Source organism: Bradyrhizobium sp. AZCC 1678, assembly GCF_036924765.1.
Taxonomy (GTDB): Bacteria; Pseudomonadota; Alphaproteobacteria; order Rhizobiales; family Xanthobacteraceae; genus Bradyrhizobium; species Bradyrhizobium algeriense.
Map to the genome: position 1 here is coordinate 2,565,751 of NZ_JAZHSE010000001.1, position 13,775 is coordinate 2,579,525.

At 62.1% G+C, this 13,775-nt stretch carries 13 protein-coding genes and 1 other RNA gene; 10 read left to right on the forward strand and 4 right to left on the reverse strand.

Annotation, left to right across the window (positions count from 1 at the left end):
- Positions 1–237 precede the first annotated feature (237 nt).
- From fumC to ssrA, 3 genes are all read right to left on the reverse strand, one after another.
- Positions 238–1,653, reverse strand: a complete 1,416-nt coding sequence (fumC, locus tag V1294_RS12205) for a class II fumarate hydratase (protein ID WP_334497337.1) — start codon at positions 1,651–1,653, stop codon at positions 238–240.
- A gap of 71 nt (positions 1,654–1,724) precedes the next feature.
- Positions 1,725–2,240 (reverse strand): SspB family protein, encoded by a 516-nt coding sequence (locus V1294_RS12210; RefSeq protein ID WP_334478026.1) that lies wholly within the window; start codon positions 2,238–2,240, stop codon positions 1,725–1,727.
- Between the two features lie 157 nt (positions 2,241–2,397).
- Positions 2,398–2,764: a transfer-messenger RNA gene (ssrA, locus tag V1294_RS12215) on the reverse strand.
- A 385-nt stretch (positions 2,765–3,149) separates the two neighbouring features.
- Here ssrA and V1294_RS12220 point away from each other — a divergent pair.
- The 10 genes from V1294_RS12220 (at position 3,150) to V1294_RS12265 (ending at position 12,611) form a co-directional block, all read left to right on the forward strand.
- Positions 3,150–3,650, forward strand: a complete 501-nt coding sequence (locus tag V1294_RS12220) for a tripartite tricarboxylate transporter TctB family protein (RefSeq protein ID WP_334478028.1) — start codon at positions 3,150–3,152, stop codon at positions 3,648–3,650.
- 7 nt (positions 3,651–3,657) lie between these two features.
- Positions 3,658–5,223, forward strand: coding sequence for a tripartite tricarboxylate transporter permease (locus tag V1294_RS12225; protein WP_334478030.1), 1,566 nt, complete (start codon positions 3,658–3,660; stop codon positions 5,221–5,223).
- 114 nt (positions 5,224–5,337) lie between these two features.
- Entirely contained in the window at positions 5,338–6,321 is a 984-nt protein-coding gene (locus tag V1294_RS12230) for a tripartite tricarboxylate transporter substrate binding protein BugD (protein WP_334497339.1), read from the forward strand.
- A gap of 174 nt (positions 6,322–6,495) precedes the next feature.
- Positions 6,496–7,290, forward strand: a complete 795-nt coding sequence (locus V1294_RS12235; protein WP_334497341.1) for a thymidylate synthase — start codon at positions 6,496–6,498, stop codon at positions 7,288–7,290.
- Positions 7,291–7,312: 22 nt separating this feature from the next.
- A complete protein-coding gene (locus V1294_RS12240; protein ID WP_334497343.1) occupies positions 7,313–7,798 on the forward strand; it encodes a GNAT family N-acetyltransferase in 486 nt (161 codons plus the stop codon).
- Positions 7,798–8,310, forward strand: coding sequence for a dihydrofolate reductase (locus V1294_RS12245; protein ID WP_334497345.1), 513 nt, complete (start codon positions 7,798–7,800; stop codon positions 8,308–8,310). The genes V1294_RS12240 and V1294_RS12245 overlap by 1 nt, the downstream gene beginning before the upstream one ends.
- Before the next feature lie 184 nt (positions 8,311–8,494).
- On the forward strand, positions 8,495–9,640 hold the full coding sequence (gene hflK, locus V1294_RS12250) for an FtsH protease activity modulator HflK (RefSeq protein ID WP_334478038.1): 1,146 nt from the start codon (positions 8,495–8,497) through the stop codon (positions 9,638–9,640).
- The gene (hflC, locus tag V1294_RS12255; RefSeq protein ID WP_334478040.1) at positions 9,637–10,536 is read left to right on the forward strand and encodes a protease modulator HflC; all 900 of its coding nucleotides are present in this window, start codon (positions 9,637–9,639) and stop codon (positions 10,534–10,536) included. Before hflK ends, hflC begins: the two co-directional genes overlap by 4 nt.
- 93 nt (positions 10,537–10,629) lie before the next feature.
- On the forward strand, positions 10,630–10,830 hold the full coding sequence (locus tag V1294_RS12260) for a DUF2065 domain-containing protein (protein ID WP_108515372.1): 201 nt from the start codon (positions 10,630–10,632) through the stop codon (positions 10,828–10,830).
- Between the two features lie 311 nt (positions 10,831–11,141).
- On the forward strand, positions 11,142–12,611 hold the full coding sequence (locus tag V1294_RS12265; RefSeq protein ID WP_442895439.1) for a Do family serine endopeptidase: 1,470 nt from the start codon (positions 11,142–11,144) through the stop codon (positions 12,609–12,611).
- A gap of 253 nt (positions 12,612–12,864) precedes the next feature.
- On the opposite strand, the gene V1294_RS12270 is transcribed toward V1294_RS12265, so the two are convergent.
- Entirely contained in the window at positions 12,865–13,704 is an 840-nt protein-coding gene (locus V1294_RS12270) for a restriction endonuclease (RefSeq protein WP_334497349.1), read from the reverse strand.
- Between the last annotated feature and the right edge of the window lie 71 nt (positions 13,705–13,775).

Sequence of the window (13,775 nt, forward strand, 5' to 3'; positions counted from 1 at the left end):
TGACTTAAGCAAATATTTTCGCGCGGCGCGCAAGCAAACTCGACCGTCATTCAGAATCCTCGTATGGTACCCTGTGATAGCACCAAAAAATATATTTCGCTCTGCGAAAACCGAACAATGCTTGCTCCTACCATGCGTCAACGCAACCGCGATAGATGATCAACCTCATTCTTCAGCAATGATCCATAATTTTATATCTCTCACCCCGTAGTTTCCCGGGGGGCGCCGCCGCGGCGATCAGCCCGGGTGTGTCATTTTGTCCGGCTGCACCAGGCGTTCGAATTCGGCGTCGTTGACAAGACCGAGGCGCACAGCCTCTTCCTTCAATGTTGTTCCGCGCGCATGCGCCGATTTGGCGACCTTCGCCGCGTTGTCGTATCCGATCTTGGGAGCCAGCGCGGTGACCAGCATCAGCGAGCGCTCCATCAATTCGCGAATTCGCTTTTCGTCGGCGCGTATGCCCACCACGCAGTGTTCGGTGAACGAACGCGTCGCGTCCGACAACAGTTGAATGGAATTCATCATACAATATGCCAATACGGGCTTGTAAACATTCAATTCGAAATGCCCCTGGCTCCCGGCAACGGTGACGGTCGTCTGGTTACCGAACACCTGACAGCAGACCATGGTCATCGCTTCGCACTGGGTCGGGTTGACCTTGCCGGGCATGATCGACGAGCCCGGTTCGTTTTCCGGCAGGATCAATTCGCCGAGACCGGAACGCGGGCCCGAGCCCAGCAGGCGAATGTCGTTGGCGATCTTGAACAGGCCGGTCGCCACCGAATTGATTGCGCCATGCACCGAGACATAAGCGTCGTTGGAAGCCAGTGCCTCGAACTTGTTGGGCGCGCTGGTGAACGGCAGTTGTGTAATTTCCGCGACGTGCCCGGCGAACAGTTTCGCAAATCTCGGTTTCGAGTTGAGGCCGGTGCCGACAGCCGTTCCGCCCTGCGCCAGCGGGAACAAATCCTTCACCGCGATGCGCAGCCGCGCCATGCCGCTTTCGACCTGCGCGGCGTAGCCCGAGAATTCCTGTCCCAGCGTCAATGGCGTTGCGTCCTGGGTGTGGGTTCGCCCGATCTTGACGATTTTTGCGAAGGCCTTTTCCTTCTTGCGCAATTCGCGATGCAATTCGTCGAGCGCCGGAATCAGGTCGGCGATGATGCGTCCGGCGGCAGCGATATGCATCGCCGTCGGAAATGAATCGTTCGACGACTGACTCATATTGACGTGATCGTTGGGATGAACCGGTTTCTTTGCGCCGAGTTCGCCGCCCAGCATCTGGTTGGCGCGGTTGGCGATCACCTCGTTCAGGTTCATGTTGGTTTGGGTGCCGGAGCCGGTCTGCCAGACGACCAGAGGAAAGTGATCGTCAAGCTTGCCTTCGATCACCTCGCGTGCGGCACGGATGATGGCGCCGGCGCGGCGCGCATCGAGCAATCCGAGTTCCCGGTTGGTTTGGGCGGCGGCGAGTTTGACGATGCCGAGCGCATGGACGATCGCGATCGGCATGCGGTCCTGGCCGATCTTGAAATTCTGTCGCGAGCGCTCGGTTTGCGCGCCCCAATAGCGATCGGCGGGAACGTCGATCGGACCGAAGCTGTCGGTCTCACTGCGGGTGGATTTGTTTCCAGATGTTTCTGTGCGGGCCATGCGTCATGTCCGTTGCGCCGTGAAGTGGCGGAACGTTTACACTACAGCGTAGCCTATTTCTCGCGCTTAGATTATTTCTTGCGGAAACGATCCAGCCGAACCACTTCAGCGCCTTCGCTCGTCTTCGCCGGCTCGTCCTTGCTTTCCGCGGCGGGCTCCGGCGCGGCGACGGGCAGGGCGGACGGAGCGGGGACAGCCGGCAGCTTCGCCGCCGGTGCCTCAGCCGCCGTCTCCGACGGCTCGAACTGCAGGCCGAACTGCACCGAAGGATCGAGGAAGCTCTTGATCGCCGCGAACGGAACCACCAGCCGCTCGGGGATGCCGCCGAACGACAGGCCGACCTCGAAACGATCCTCCGTCACCACCAGGTCCCAGAACTGATGCTGCAGGATGATCGTCATTTCTTCCGGATATTGAGCGAGCAGCCGCGGCGACAGCTTCACGCCGTCGGCGGTGGACAGGAAGGTGATGAAGAAATGGTGCTCGCCCGGCAGGCCGTGTTCGGCGGCGTCGGTGAGCACGCGGCGCAGGACCCCGCGCAGCGCGTCGCGCGCCAGCACGTCATAACGGATGTGATCGGTCGCCATGGTCGTCCTGTATGGTCGTCCTGTTACGTTGGATGGCCGCCGGTCCCCCGACTCGCCCCTTTGCGCCATGCTACCCCGGGGGGAGCCGCAGGTCAGCAGGCGTGACGGAGCGAATTTGCGGCAGAACGGCGTCGTCGGCCGGAAATAAAAAGAATAAAGTGGAGGCTTCTGTTGCCAGGTGCCTCCGAACCCCGCCTAGCGGAGCTTAACCCACTAGGACTTTAGACTTGGTCTTTCAAACTGCGTTACGCAGCCTGAGCAACCGGAGCATAGTTGTCGTTTGCAACTATTGCATAGCCCGATAACGGCGGAACTATACCGGGAAAAAACTCGCCCTTTACGCCCTCGTCGATCCTGGTTCGCCCCCGCCGAAACCCATGCTGCAAGGTGGGCAAGGGTGGGCTTGGGTGGAGGCGCCGGGTACTGCCCCCGGGTCCGAATGGTTTATTGCGACGGTCATTTATTTCCATAGCCGGCGAACCGGCACCCCCAATATAGGGCGCAATTTTGGAGAAAAACAGGGGCCGAAGGCGCTGAACAAGAGGGGAACACGAGGTAATACTTTCGGTTTGATGTCGCTCAGTTGCGGTTTCGCCACGAATTCGACCGTTCCTGAAGTGCGACGGGTGCGGATCGGGTCCCGGCGCTGCATGAATTTTCGCCAGCAGGCCGTGCGGATCGCGCGGCCGATCGCCAATCGTTCGGGGGCTGCGACGCACCAATCGAAGGTTGCGATCTGCGGCCCCGTTGCTGGGCCTGATTGCAGCTTTGCATTTCATTTGCCATTCGGCTCGGAAGCGTTTTGGGTTTTGCTGGCGTTGTCTGAGGAAACTCGCTAGCAAGTTTCCGGGACAAGCATCCAGGTTATCCAAGCAACGGGCTCGAAGCCCGCTTTGGGGAGGAGTATCCATGAACGCCACGCCGGGCCATACGCCGGTTGAATCTATCTTGCCGAAATGGGTCCGCGGCCCGCAGGATTTTATCGGCGGCCTTGCGCTGATGGCCATCGCCCTGTTCGCCCTTTGGGCGTCGAGCGACCTGCAGGGCATGCGCGGATTTTCGTTCGGTGCCGGCACGGCGCCCCGGATGTTCGGATTTCTGCTGCTGGGCCTGGGCGCTGCCATCGCCCTCGTCGGCGTTTTCACCGAAGGCGCTCACCTCGCGAAATACCACTGGCGGGGTCCTCTGTTTGTGTCGCTGGCGATCCTGTCGTTTGCCTTCACGATCCGGCCGATGGGAATGATCTTCGCGGCCATGGCAAGCTTCGTCATCGCGGCATGCGGAACACCGGAGACACGGTGGGTGGAAACACTGATCGTCGGCGCCTGCCTGACGGCGTTCTGCAGCCTTTTGTTTCCTTACGCGCTCGGTCTGCCTTTGCAGCTCCTGCCGACTTTCTTGATCCGTTGAGGGCGTGATGGGAGATATTTTCTCAAACCTTGGACTCGGCTTCGGTGTCGTTTTCAACCTCGTGCAGTGGACGCCGGCCTTTCTTGGCGGGACCTCCATTCCGATCCCCGTCAACATTCTGCTGTGCCTGATCGGCGCGCTGGTCGGCACGCTGGTGGGCGTACTGCCGGGCATCGGCACCATCGCCACCGTGGCCATGCTGCTTCCGATCACGTTCGGCCTGCCGCCGGTCGGCGCGCTGATCATGCTCGCCGGCATCTATTATGGGGCGCAGTATGGCGGCTCGACCACGTCGATCCTGGTCAACATTCCCGGTGAGGCCGGCTCGGTGGTCACCGCGCTCGATGGCTTCCAGATGGCCAAACAAGGTCGCGCCGGTCCGGCACTGGCGATCGCGGCGATCGGATCGTTCTTCGCCGGCTGCGTCGCGACCGTTCTGATTGCCGTGCTGGGCGCGCCGCTCACCAAGCTCGCGCTGGCATTCGGGCCTGCCGAATATTTCTCGCTGATGGTGCTCGGCCTGATCTTCGCGGTCGTGCTCGCAAAGGGCTCGGTGCTGAAGGCGATCGCGATGATCGTGCTCGGACTGCTGCTGTCGATGGTGGGATCCGACATCGAAACCGGCGCATCGCGCATGGCTTTCAACATTCCCGAACTGGCTGACGGTCTCGGCTTCGCCACGGTGGCGATGGGACTGTTCGGGTTTGCGGAGATCATCCGCAATCTCGATGCCGGCGGTGAAAGCGATCGCCAGTTGGTTCAGCAAAAGGTCTCGGGCCTGATGCCGACGGCAAAGGATCTCAAGGATGCGGCGCCCGCGATCGGGCGCGGCACCGTGCTTGGATCGATCCTCGGCATTCTGCCGGGCGGCGGCGCCGTGATCGCATCGTTCGCGGCCTACACGCTCGAAAAGAAGATTTCGAAAACGCCCCAGAAGTTCGGCCGCGGCGCGATCCAGGGCGTTGCGGCGCCCGAAAGCGCCAACAATGCCGCCGCCCAGACCTCGTTCATCCCGCTCTTGACGCTCGGCATTCCGCCGAACGCGGTGATGGCGCTGATGGTCGGCGCGATGACCATTCACGGCATCGTGCCCGGTCCTCAGGTGATGCAGAAGCAGCCGGAACTCGTCTGGGGCATGATCGCCTCGATGTGGGTCGGCAATTTGATGCTGCTCATCATCAACCTGCCGCTGGTCGGCATCTGGGTGCGGCTGCTGCGGGTGCCGTATCGCCTGATGTTCCCGTCCATCGTGATCTTCTGTTCCATCGGCATCTACTCGGTGAACAACGCCCCGGTCGACGTCATGCTTGCCGGTGCATTCGGGCTGGTCGGCTACTGGCTGATCAAGCACGATTTCGAGCCGGCGCCGCTGCTGCTCGGCATGGTGCTCGGGCCGCTGATGGAAGAGAACCTGCGGCGGGCGCTTCTGATCTCGCGCGGTGACTGGTCAGTGTTCCTGACCCGCCCGTTGTCGGCGGTGCTGATGGCGATCGCCGCTGCCCTGCTGGTGCTTGCGGTACTGCCTTCGCTGCGCAAGAAGCGCGATGAGGTGTTTGTGGAGTCGGAAAACTGACCTGCGTCGGTGCGTCGCAGCTCGAAGTCTGGGCGACTTCGGGCTAACTGATGTGAGAAGCGAATGCCGGCTCGGGAGCGCCAGCATTTACGAATATCTCGGGAGGAAATCAAAATGAACTGGTATGGTCGCTCGCTTGCGAGCGGTTGCCTGGCTGTGCTTGCCGGACTGGCTGCGTTTACTGCGCAGGCGCAGGCTCAAGCCTATCCGACACGCAGCATCACCATGATCGTGCCGTTTGCGGCTGGCGGTCCGACCGATGTCATCTCGCGCATCGTCACCGGCCATATGGCGCAGACGCTCGGTCAAACCATCATCATCGAGAACGTGGTCGGCGCCGGCGGCACCACCGCCACCACACGCGCCTCGAAGGCAGCCAATGACGGCTATACGCTGATCACCGGGCATATGGGGACGCATGCGGCCTCCGTACCGCTTTATCCCAAGCTGGCCTATCATCCAGAGAAGGATTTCGAGCCTGTCGGCCTGCTCGCCGGCACGCCGATCCTGATCCTGGCGCGAAAGGATTTCCCGCCGAAGGACCTCAAGGAATTCATCACCTATGTGAAAGCGAATGAATCCAAGGTCAACGCGGCGCATGCCGGCGTCGGTTCGGTCTCGAACGTATCGTGCGAATTGTTGAACTCGATCCTGGGGGTCAAGCCGATCGGCGTTCCCTTCAACGGCACCGGGCCTGCGATGAACGCGCTGGTGGGCGGGCAGGTCGATTACATGTGCGACCAGATCGTCAACGCGGTGCCGCAGATTAACGGTGGCACGATCAAGGCCTATGCCGTGGCGACGGCGGAGCGCAATCCGTCCCTGCCTGATGTTCCGACCACCACCGAGGCCGGTCTGCCGGCCTTCCAGGCTCAGGCGTGGAACGCGATTTTTGCGCCCAAGGGAACGCCAGCGGACGTCGTTGCCAAGTTGAACGCCGCGATCGTCAAGGCGCTGGAGGACGAGGGCGTGCGCAAGCGCCTGCTCGATCTCGGCAGCGTTATCCCGGCTGCCGCGGATCGCACCCCGGCTGCGTTGGGAACCCTGGTGAAGAACGAAGTCGCGAAGTGGACGCCGGTGCTCAAGCCGGTGAATTAACCCATACAATCAAGACAATGAGCGAGGGGCGGGACGCAGGTTCCGCCCCTTGTCGTTTGCGCGCGGGATGATCATTTTTCCGGGTATAATCGGTGTGCGAAGCCGAATCGGCGTGTCGATCGGATGTCCCGGCCGCTAAATTCGCCGTTCTGACAAAGGCCTGAAGCACCTGCCATGAACCAGTACCACGATCTGCTCGAACGGATTCTCTCAGACGGCGCGGAGAAGCACGACCGCACCGGCACCGGCACGCTGTCGATCTTCGGTCACCAGATGCGGTTCAACCTGTCTGTCGGGTTTCCGATGTTGACCACCAAGCGGTTGCCGCTGAAGGCGATCGTGCACGAATTGCTGTGGTTCCTCGCCGGCGACACCAACATCAAATATCTCAAGGACAATGGCGTTTCGATCTGGGATGAATGGGCCGACGCCAACGGCGATCTGGGTCCGGTCTACGGATCGCAGTGGCGCTCCTGGCCGGCGCCGGACGGGCGCAGCATCGACCAGATTTCCAACGTCATCGACATGATCAAGCGCAACCCGGATTCGCGGCGGCTGATCGTGAGTGCGTGGAATCCGGCCGACGTCGACAAGATGGCGCTGCCGCCCTGTCATTGCCTGTTTCAGTTCTATGTCGCCAACGGCAAGCTGTCCTGCCAACTCTATCAGCGCTCGGCCGACGTGTTCCTCGGCGTCCCCTTCAACATCGCGTCCTATTCGCTGCTGACCATGATGGTCGCGCAGGTGACGGGATTGAAGCCCGGCGATTTCGTGCACTCGTTCGGCGATACGCATCTCTACTCCAACCACCTCGAGCAGGCGCGGCTGCAACTGACGCGGCCGACGCGTCAATTGCCGGTCATGAAGATCAATCCGGACGTGAAGGATATCTTTGCATTCCGGTACGAGGATTTTGCTCTCGAGGGCTACGATCCGCACCCGCACATCAAGGCCGAAGTCGCCGTATGAGCAGCAGCGGTGTGAGCATCTGATGTCCCTTCTGATCCGCCGCGCGCGGCCGGGCGAAGCGGGACTCGTGCTGTCCTTTGTTCGCGAACTCGCCGAATACGAAAAGCTGCTTCACGAAATGGAGGCGACGGAGGCCGACATCGATGCGGCGCTGTTCGGCGCCGATCCGCGATTGTTCTGCGAGATCGCCGAATGGGACGGGATGCCTGCCGGCTTCGCGGTCTGGTTCGTCAATTTCTCGACCTTCAGCGGCCGCTCCGGGATCTATCTGGAAGACCTGTTCGTTCGCCCCGCACTGCGCGGCAAGGGTATCGGCAAGGCGCTGCTGGTGCATCTCGCAAGGGAATGCGTGGCAAACGGCTGGTCGCGTTTGCAATGGTCGGTGCTCGACTGGAACACGCCGTCGATCGAATTCTACAAATCGCTCGGCGCCGAACTGATGGACGAGTGGACGATTTGCCGGGTCGGCGGCCCTGATCTGACGGCGCTGGCGCAAGGGACGCGGTAATGGAAATCGTTCTCATCGTGGCAGTCGCCGAGAACGGCGTGATCGGGGCCAGCGGCGCCATGCCGTGGCGGCTGAAGTCCGACATGGCGCGCTTCAAGGCGCTGACAACGGGAAGGCCCGTGGTGATGGGGCGCAAGACCTTCGTTACGATCGGCCGGCCGCTTCCCGGACGGACCAATATCGTCGTCACCCGCGACGTGGGCTTTCGCGCCGGCGGCGTTGTGGTCGCCAACTCCTTCGCGAATGCGAGGGCGATCGCCACCGGCGATGCGCTGCGACGTTTCGCCACTGAGATCGCTGTGATCGGCGGCGCGGAAATCTATGCCCAGTGGATGGAGGACGCCGATCGCCTCGAGATTACCGAGGTGCACGCCCGGCCCGATGGCGACACGCGTTTCCCACCCGTCGATCCAACCGCATGGGAAGAGGTGGCGCGCGTGCGGAATCCGGCCGGGCCGCACGACAGTGCCGATTTCTCCTATGTGACATTTCGCCGGCGCGGGAAGCGCTAATCGTCGCGTTAACCTCGCTAACCAATGTTTGCATTGACAATTATGGCGTCAGGCATAGCTGCTTCGAGCAGTAAGCTTGCGTTGTAAGGGACCTAGCGGTCCCCTATAAAGCCGGGCGGATATGCGAGGCTTTAAGGCATCCTGCCCCACAGGCGGACCCGGCCACCCGCAGAGGAGAGTTTATATGCCGTGGAAGAATCAAGGCGGGGGCCCCTGGGGCCAGGGTCCCAAAGGACCATGGGGCGGCGGTCCGCAATCGGTCGGGCCAAGGCCCCCCGATCTGGAGGACCTCCTGCGGCGCGGCCAGGACAAGCTGCAGCAGCTTCTGCCCGGCGGGCATTTCAGCGGCATGGGCATCGCGCTGGTGCTGGTTGGCGCGCTGGCGATCTGGGGGTTGTCCGGATTCTTCCGCGTGCAGTCGGAAGAACTCGGCGTCGTGCTGCGGTTCGGCAAGCACGTGCGCACCGTGCAGCCCGGCCTGAACTATCATCTGCCCTATCCGATTGAGGCCGTGCTGCTTCCGAAGGCGTTGCGCGTCTCCACCCTCTCGATCGGCATGTCGCTGATCGACGATCCGGCACGGCGCGGCCGCACCATGCGGGACGTGCCGGAAGAAAGCCTTATGCTGACCGGCGACGAAAACATCGTCGACGTCGACTTTACCGTGTTGTGGCGGATCAAGCCCGACGGCGTCGGCAATTTCCTGTTCAACATCCAAAACCCCGAAGGCACCGTGAAGGCAGTGGCCGAAAGCGCGATGCGCGAGGTGATCGGGCGTTCGCAGATCCAGCCGATCCTCACCGGCGCCCGCAACACGACCGAGCAGGCGGTCCAGGAACTGATGCAGAAGACGCTGGATACCTATGGCTCCGGCGTGCAGATCACGCAGGTGCAGATGCAGAAGGTCGACCCGCCTGCGCAGGTCATCGACGCGTTCCGCGACGTGCAGGCCGCGCGTGCCGACTTCGAGCGGCTGCAGAACGAGGCGCAGAGCTATGCCAACCGCGTCGTTCCCGACGCGCGCGGACGCGCCGCGCAGATCCTGCAGGTCGCCGAAGGTTACAAGGAACAGGCGGTCGCCGAGGCCAAGGGCCAGAGCGCGCGCTTCACGAAAGTCTACGACGAATACAAGAAGGCGCCTGACGTGACGCGGCAGCGAATTTACCTGGAGACGATGGAGCGGATTCTCGGCGGGTCCGAGAAGCTGGTCTATGACGGCGGCAACTCCGGACAAGGCCAAGGCCTCGTGCCGTATCTGCCGCTCAGCGAATTGACGCCGCGCCGTCCGGCGCCGACGGCTGGCCAGCAGCAGACCGGAGGCACCCGATGAGGTCTCCCGTTGCAGGTATTGTCACCCTGATCCTGCTGTTTCTCGCGGCGATCGTGGGCTACAGCTCGATCTTCACGGTGTCGCAGACCGAACAGGCGCTCGTGGTTCGGCTCGGCCGGCCGGTCGACGTCGTGTCGGAGCCGGGCCTTAACTTCAAGGCGCCGTTCATCGACACCGTCATCAGCATCGACAAGCGCATCCTCGATCTGGAAAATCCGTCGCAGGAAGTCATCGCTTCCGACCAGAAGCGGCTCGTCGTCGACGCCTTCGCCCGCTACCGGATCAAGAACCCGTTGCGCTTCTATCAGAGCATCGGCTCGATCCAGGCCGCCAACATCCAGCTCACCACGCTCTTGAACGCGGCGCTGCGCCGCGTGCTGGGCGAGGTCACCTTCATCAATGTGGTGCGCGACGAGCGCGAGGGCCTGATGACGCGCATCCGCGAGCAGCTCGACCGGGAGGCCGATCAGTACGGCATCCAGGTGGTCGACGTGCGTATCCGCCGCGCCGATCTGCCGGAACAGAACAGCCAGGCGGTCTACAAGCGCATGCAGACCGAACGTGAGCGCGAGGCCCAGGAATTCCGCGCCCAGGGCGGCCAGAAATCGCAGGAGATCCGCTCCAAGGCCGATCGCGAGGCGACCGTCATCGTTGCGGAGGCCAATTCGACCGCCGAGCAGACCCGCGGTGTCGGCGACGCCGAACGCAACCGTCTGTTCGCCGAGGCCTATGGCAGGGATCCGGATTTCTTCGCCTTCTACCGTTCGATGTCGGCCTACGAGACCGGGCTCCGTTCCAACGACACCCGCTTCCTGCTGCGGCCGGATTCCGAGTTCTTCCGCTTCTTCGCCAATCCGTCGGGCCATCCGCCGGCGGCTGCGGCACCGAAGCCTTAAGAACGTCCGGCCGGATACACGCGTTACGGCGAAGCGGGTCCGCTTCGCCGGCATAAAAGCAAAAGACGCTGAATAGCGGGGGGTTGTTTTCCGATGAGGTCCATAGCGTTCACCGACTTCCTCATCGGTGTGGGTATCCTCTTTGTGCTCGAAGGCCTGATGTTCGCCGCCAGTCCGGCCTGGATGCGCCGGGCGATGAAGAGCGCGCTGGCAACGCCGGACAATGTCCTGCGGATCGTCGGCATCGTCTCGGCGGTCGTGGGTCTGGTGCTGATCTGGTTTGTGCGGCGGTAGATATTCACCGTCATTCCGGGATGGTCCGAAGGACCAGAGCTCAGCTGTGCAAGTGCACCGGGGAACCCAAAGATTCTAAGATGTGCAATTGCGCATCTTAGTTTGACTTCGCGCCCCGGAATGACGGCAATAAACGGCCCGCAACTAGCTGTGGCGCCAACGCAATCGTGAGCCGGTTTTTCGCCGGAATATCAGGCGCAGATGCTTGCGCCTCGGACCCGTTCGGGCGCACTGTAGGCCCGAATTCACCCCCTTGGAGACAAGCCGACATGACCGGTGCCAGACCCGCCTTGAGCCGCCGCCTGTGCCTGATGGGGATTGCGATCTCGCTCAGTGCCGCCAGCTTGCTGGCGTCGGTGCCGGCTAGCGCGCGCGGGCCGGACGGCATCGCCGACATTGCCGAAAAGGTGATCGATTCCGTCGTCAATATCTCGACCTCGCAGAACGTCGAGGCCAAAGGCGGCGGCAACAACAGGGAAGCGATGCCGCAATTGCCGCCGGGCTCGCCGTTCGAAGAGTTCTTCGACGATTTCTTCAAGAACCGTCGCGGCGGCGCCCCCAAGGACGGCGACAAGAGCGGTGAGTTGCAGCGCCGCAAGACCAATTCGCTCGGCTCCGGTTTCATCATCGACGCCGCAGGCGTCGTCGTCACCAACAATCACGTCATCGCGGATGCCGACGAGATCAACGTGATCATGAATGATGGCACCAAGATCAAGGCCGAACTGGTCGGCGTCGACAAGAAGACCGACATTGCGGTGCTGAAGTTCAAGCCGGTGAAGCCGGTGAACGCGGTGAAGTTCGGCGATTCCGACAAGCTGCGGCTCGGCGAGTGGGTGATCGCGATCGGCAATCCGTTCAGCCTCGGCGGCTCGGTCACGGCCGGCATCGTGTCGGCGCGCAACCGCGACATCAGCCAGGGACCGTATGACAGCTACATCCAGACCGATGCATCGATCAATCGCGGCAATTCCGGCGGGCCGCTGTTCAACCTCGAAGGCGAGGTGGTCGGCGTCAACACGCTGATCATTTCACCGACCGGCGGTTCGATCGGCCTCGGCTTCGCGGTGCCGTCGAAGACGGTGGCAGGCGTGGTCGATCAGCTCCGGCAGTTCGGCGAACTGCGCCGCGGCTGGCTCGGCGTGCGGATCCAGCAGGTCACCGAGGAGATCGCCGAAAGCCTCAACATCAAGCCTGCGCGCGGCGCGCTGGTTGCCGGCGTCGACGACAAGGGGCCGGCCAAGCCGGCCGGCATCGAGCCCGGCGACGTCGTCGTCAAGTTCGACGGCAAGGACGTCAAGGACCCGAAGGATCTGTCGCGCGTCGTCGCCGACACCGCGGTCGGCAAGGAAGTCGACGTGGTGATCATCCGCAAGGGCAAGGAGGAAAGCCGCAAGGTCATGCTCGGGCGCCTCGAGGATACTGAAAAGGTGCAGCAAGCCGCCGCCAAGACCAAGGAAGACCCCGTCGAAAAGCCGGTGACGCAGAAGGCGCTCGGCCTCGATCTCGCCGCGCTGAGCAAGGACCTGCGCACCAGGTACAAGATCAAGGACAGCGTGAAGGGCGTGATCGTCACCGGCGTCGACAACGGTTCCGATGCCGCCGAAAAGCGGCTGTCGGCCGGCGACGTCATCGTCGAGGTGGCGCAGGAAGCGGTCAGCAACGCGGCCGACATCAAGAAGCGCGTCGATCAGCTCAAGAAGGACGGCAAGAAGTCGGTGCTGCTGCTGGTCTCGAACGGCGAAGGCGAATTGAGGTTCGTGGCGCTGAGCGTGCAGTAGGGGGCGCGCCGCCACGCGCTAGCTGTCATACTCCGCGAAGGCGGAGTATCCAGTACGCCGCGGCCCTTCGGTTCTATCGCTGACGTCTCTGGAATACTGGATCACCCGCCTTCGCGGGTGATGACAGTTGGGCACTACCTCCCACCCTGCGAACTCCTCGCGCCGATACCTTGCAACGCGGTGAGATCGCCGTCGATCCGCGCGCCCGCGGCCAGCGTCACCGCGAACTCTTCGGTAGTAATGCGCGAATGCCTCAGGTGAGCGAGACGACGGCCAGAAAGTGGATTGGTTCAAGGCGAAGCTTCGATCGCTTGACTTCAGGTATCTTGCTGTAGTGCTGCAGCCATAGTTCAAGAAAGCGGTCGAGGTCGACCAGTTCGATGTGAACGGCGCCGTGGCCTGCTTCGCGACGCGCCTCCCGTGAGAAGCCGCCGGAAGAAACAAACAGGCCGATTTCCCGGTCGCCCCGAATGATGCCTCGAAGTGCCGCGACATCTTCACGCGAAGCTGTCTGGTCTCGATGCTTTACTTGAACGCGGATATGCGGCGTCTGCGCGCCCAGCGGATCGATATAGGCAAGGATATCCGTCCCTCCATCCGAGCCTGGTTTTGAAACGGTGCTGGTGGCGTATCCCATCCCTTCAAGCAAGGCCGCCACGAGGTTCTGAAATTCGTAGCCCGAGAGGGTGTCGAGATAGGTGTCGATTTCTTCGCGCGCCTTCTCCTTGGCATCTTCGAACAAAACCGAAGTGTCGAGTGGCGCCGTTTCGTCGCGGGATCGCATCAGCCGCTTGAGTTCGTAATCCGGCAGCGTCACGAACTTCTGGCCTTCGTCGGTCACCCGCCATCGTCCGTCCGACTTGACGAGCAATACAGCCTTCGTCGCAGCGACAGAGTGGAAATGGAGGGCGGCTCGCCACCGCGGCAGCCCCGACCCCTTCATCGTCTCCTTGTCGAAATCATCCAAAGGCAGCTTTGATTCGATCTCCGCGTAGATGTCGCGTGGGCGCATGCCGTCCGGGTGAGCCCTTAGAAGTCCAAGCACGAATTTGATGAATGAAACGCCACGATCAACCGTCTTAGGTTGGCTCATTGCGACCCCTTAAGATGCTCATTCGTAGCAAGCTACTTAAGGTTGCTCATCGTCGCAATAGGTTCACGTTG

Excerpts from the sequence above, each read along its gene's own strand:
- fumC (WP_334497337.1), bottom strand. The coding sequence starts at position 1,653 with ATGGCCCGCACAGAAACATCTGGAAACAAATCCACCCGCAGTGAGACC.
- V1294_RS12210 (WP_334478026.1), bottom strand. The coding sequence starts at position 2,240 with ATGGCGACCGATCACATCCGTTATGACGTGCTGGCGCGCGACGCGCTG.
- V1294_RS12220 (WP_334478028.1), top strand. The coding sequence starts at position 3,150 with ATGAACGCCACGCCGGGCCATACGCCGGTTGAATCTATCTTGCCGAAA.
- V1294_RS12225 (WP_334478030.1), top strand. The coding sequence starts at position 3,658 with ATGGGAGATATTTTCTCAAACCTTGGACTCGGCTTCGGTGTCGTTTTC.
- V1294_RS12230 (WP_334497339.1), top strand. The coding sequence starts at position 5,338 with ATGAACTGGTATGGTCGCTCGCTTGCGAGCGGTTGCCTGGCTGTGCTT.
- V1294_RS12235 (WP_334497341.1), top strand. The coding sequence starts at position 6,496 with ATGAACCAGTACCACGATCTGCTCGAACGGATTCTCTCAGACGGCGCG.
- V1294_RS12240 (WP_334497343.1), top strand. The coding sequence starts at position 7,313 with ATGTCCCTTCTGATCCGCCGCGCGCGGCCGGGCGAAGCGGGACTCGTG.
- V1294_RS12245 (WP_334497345.1), top strand. The coding sequence starts at position 7,798 with ATGGAAATCGTTCTCATCGTGGCAGTCGCCGAGAACGGCGTGATCGGG.
- hflK (WP_334478038.1), top strand. The coding sequence starts at position 8,495 with ATGCCGTGGAAGAATCAAGGCGGGGGCCCCTGGGGCCAGGGTCCCAAA.
- hflC (WP_334478040.1), top strand. The coding sequence starts at position 9,637 with ATGAGGTCTCCCGTTGCAGGTATTGTCACCCTGATCCTGCTGTTTCTC.
- V1294_RS12260 (WP_108515372.1), top strand. The coding sequence starts at position 10,630 with ATGAGGTCCATAGCGTTCACCGACTTCCTCATCGGTGTGGGTATCCTC.
- V1294_RS12265 (WP_442895439.1), top strand. The coding sequence starts at position 11,142 with ATGGGGATTGCGATCTCGCTCAGTGCCGCCAGCTTGCTGGCGTCGGTG.
- V1294_RS12270 (WP_334497349.1), bottom strand. The coding sequence starts at position 13,704 with ATGAGCCAACCTAAGACGGTTGATCGTGGCGTTTCATTCATCAAATTC.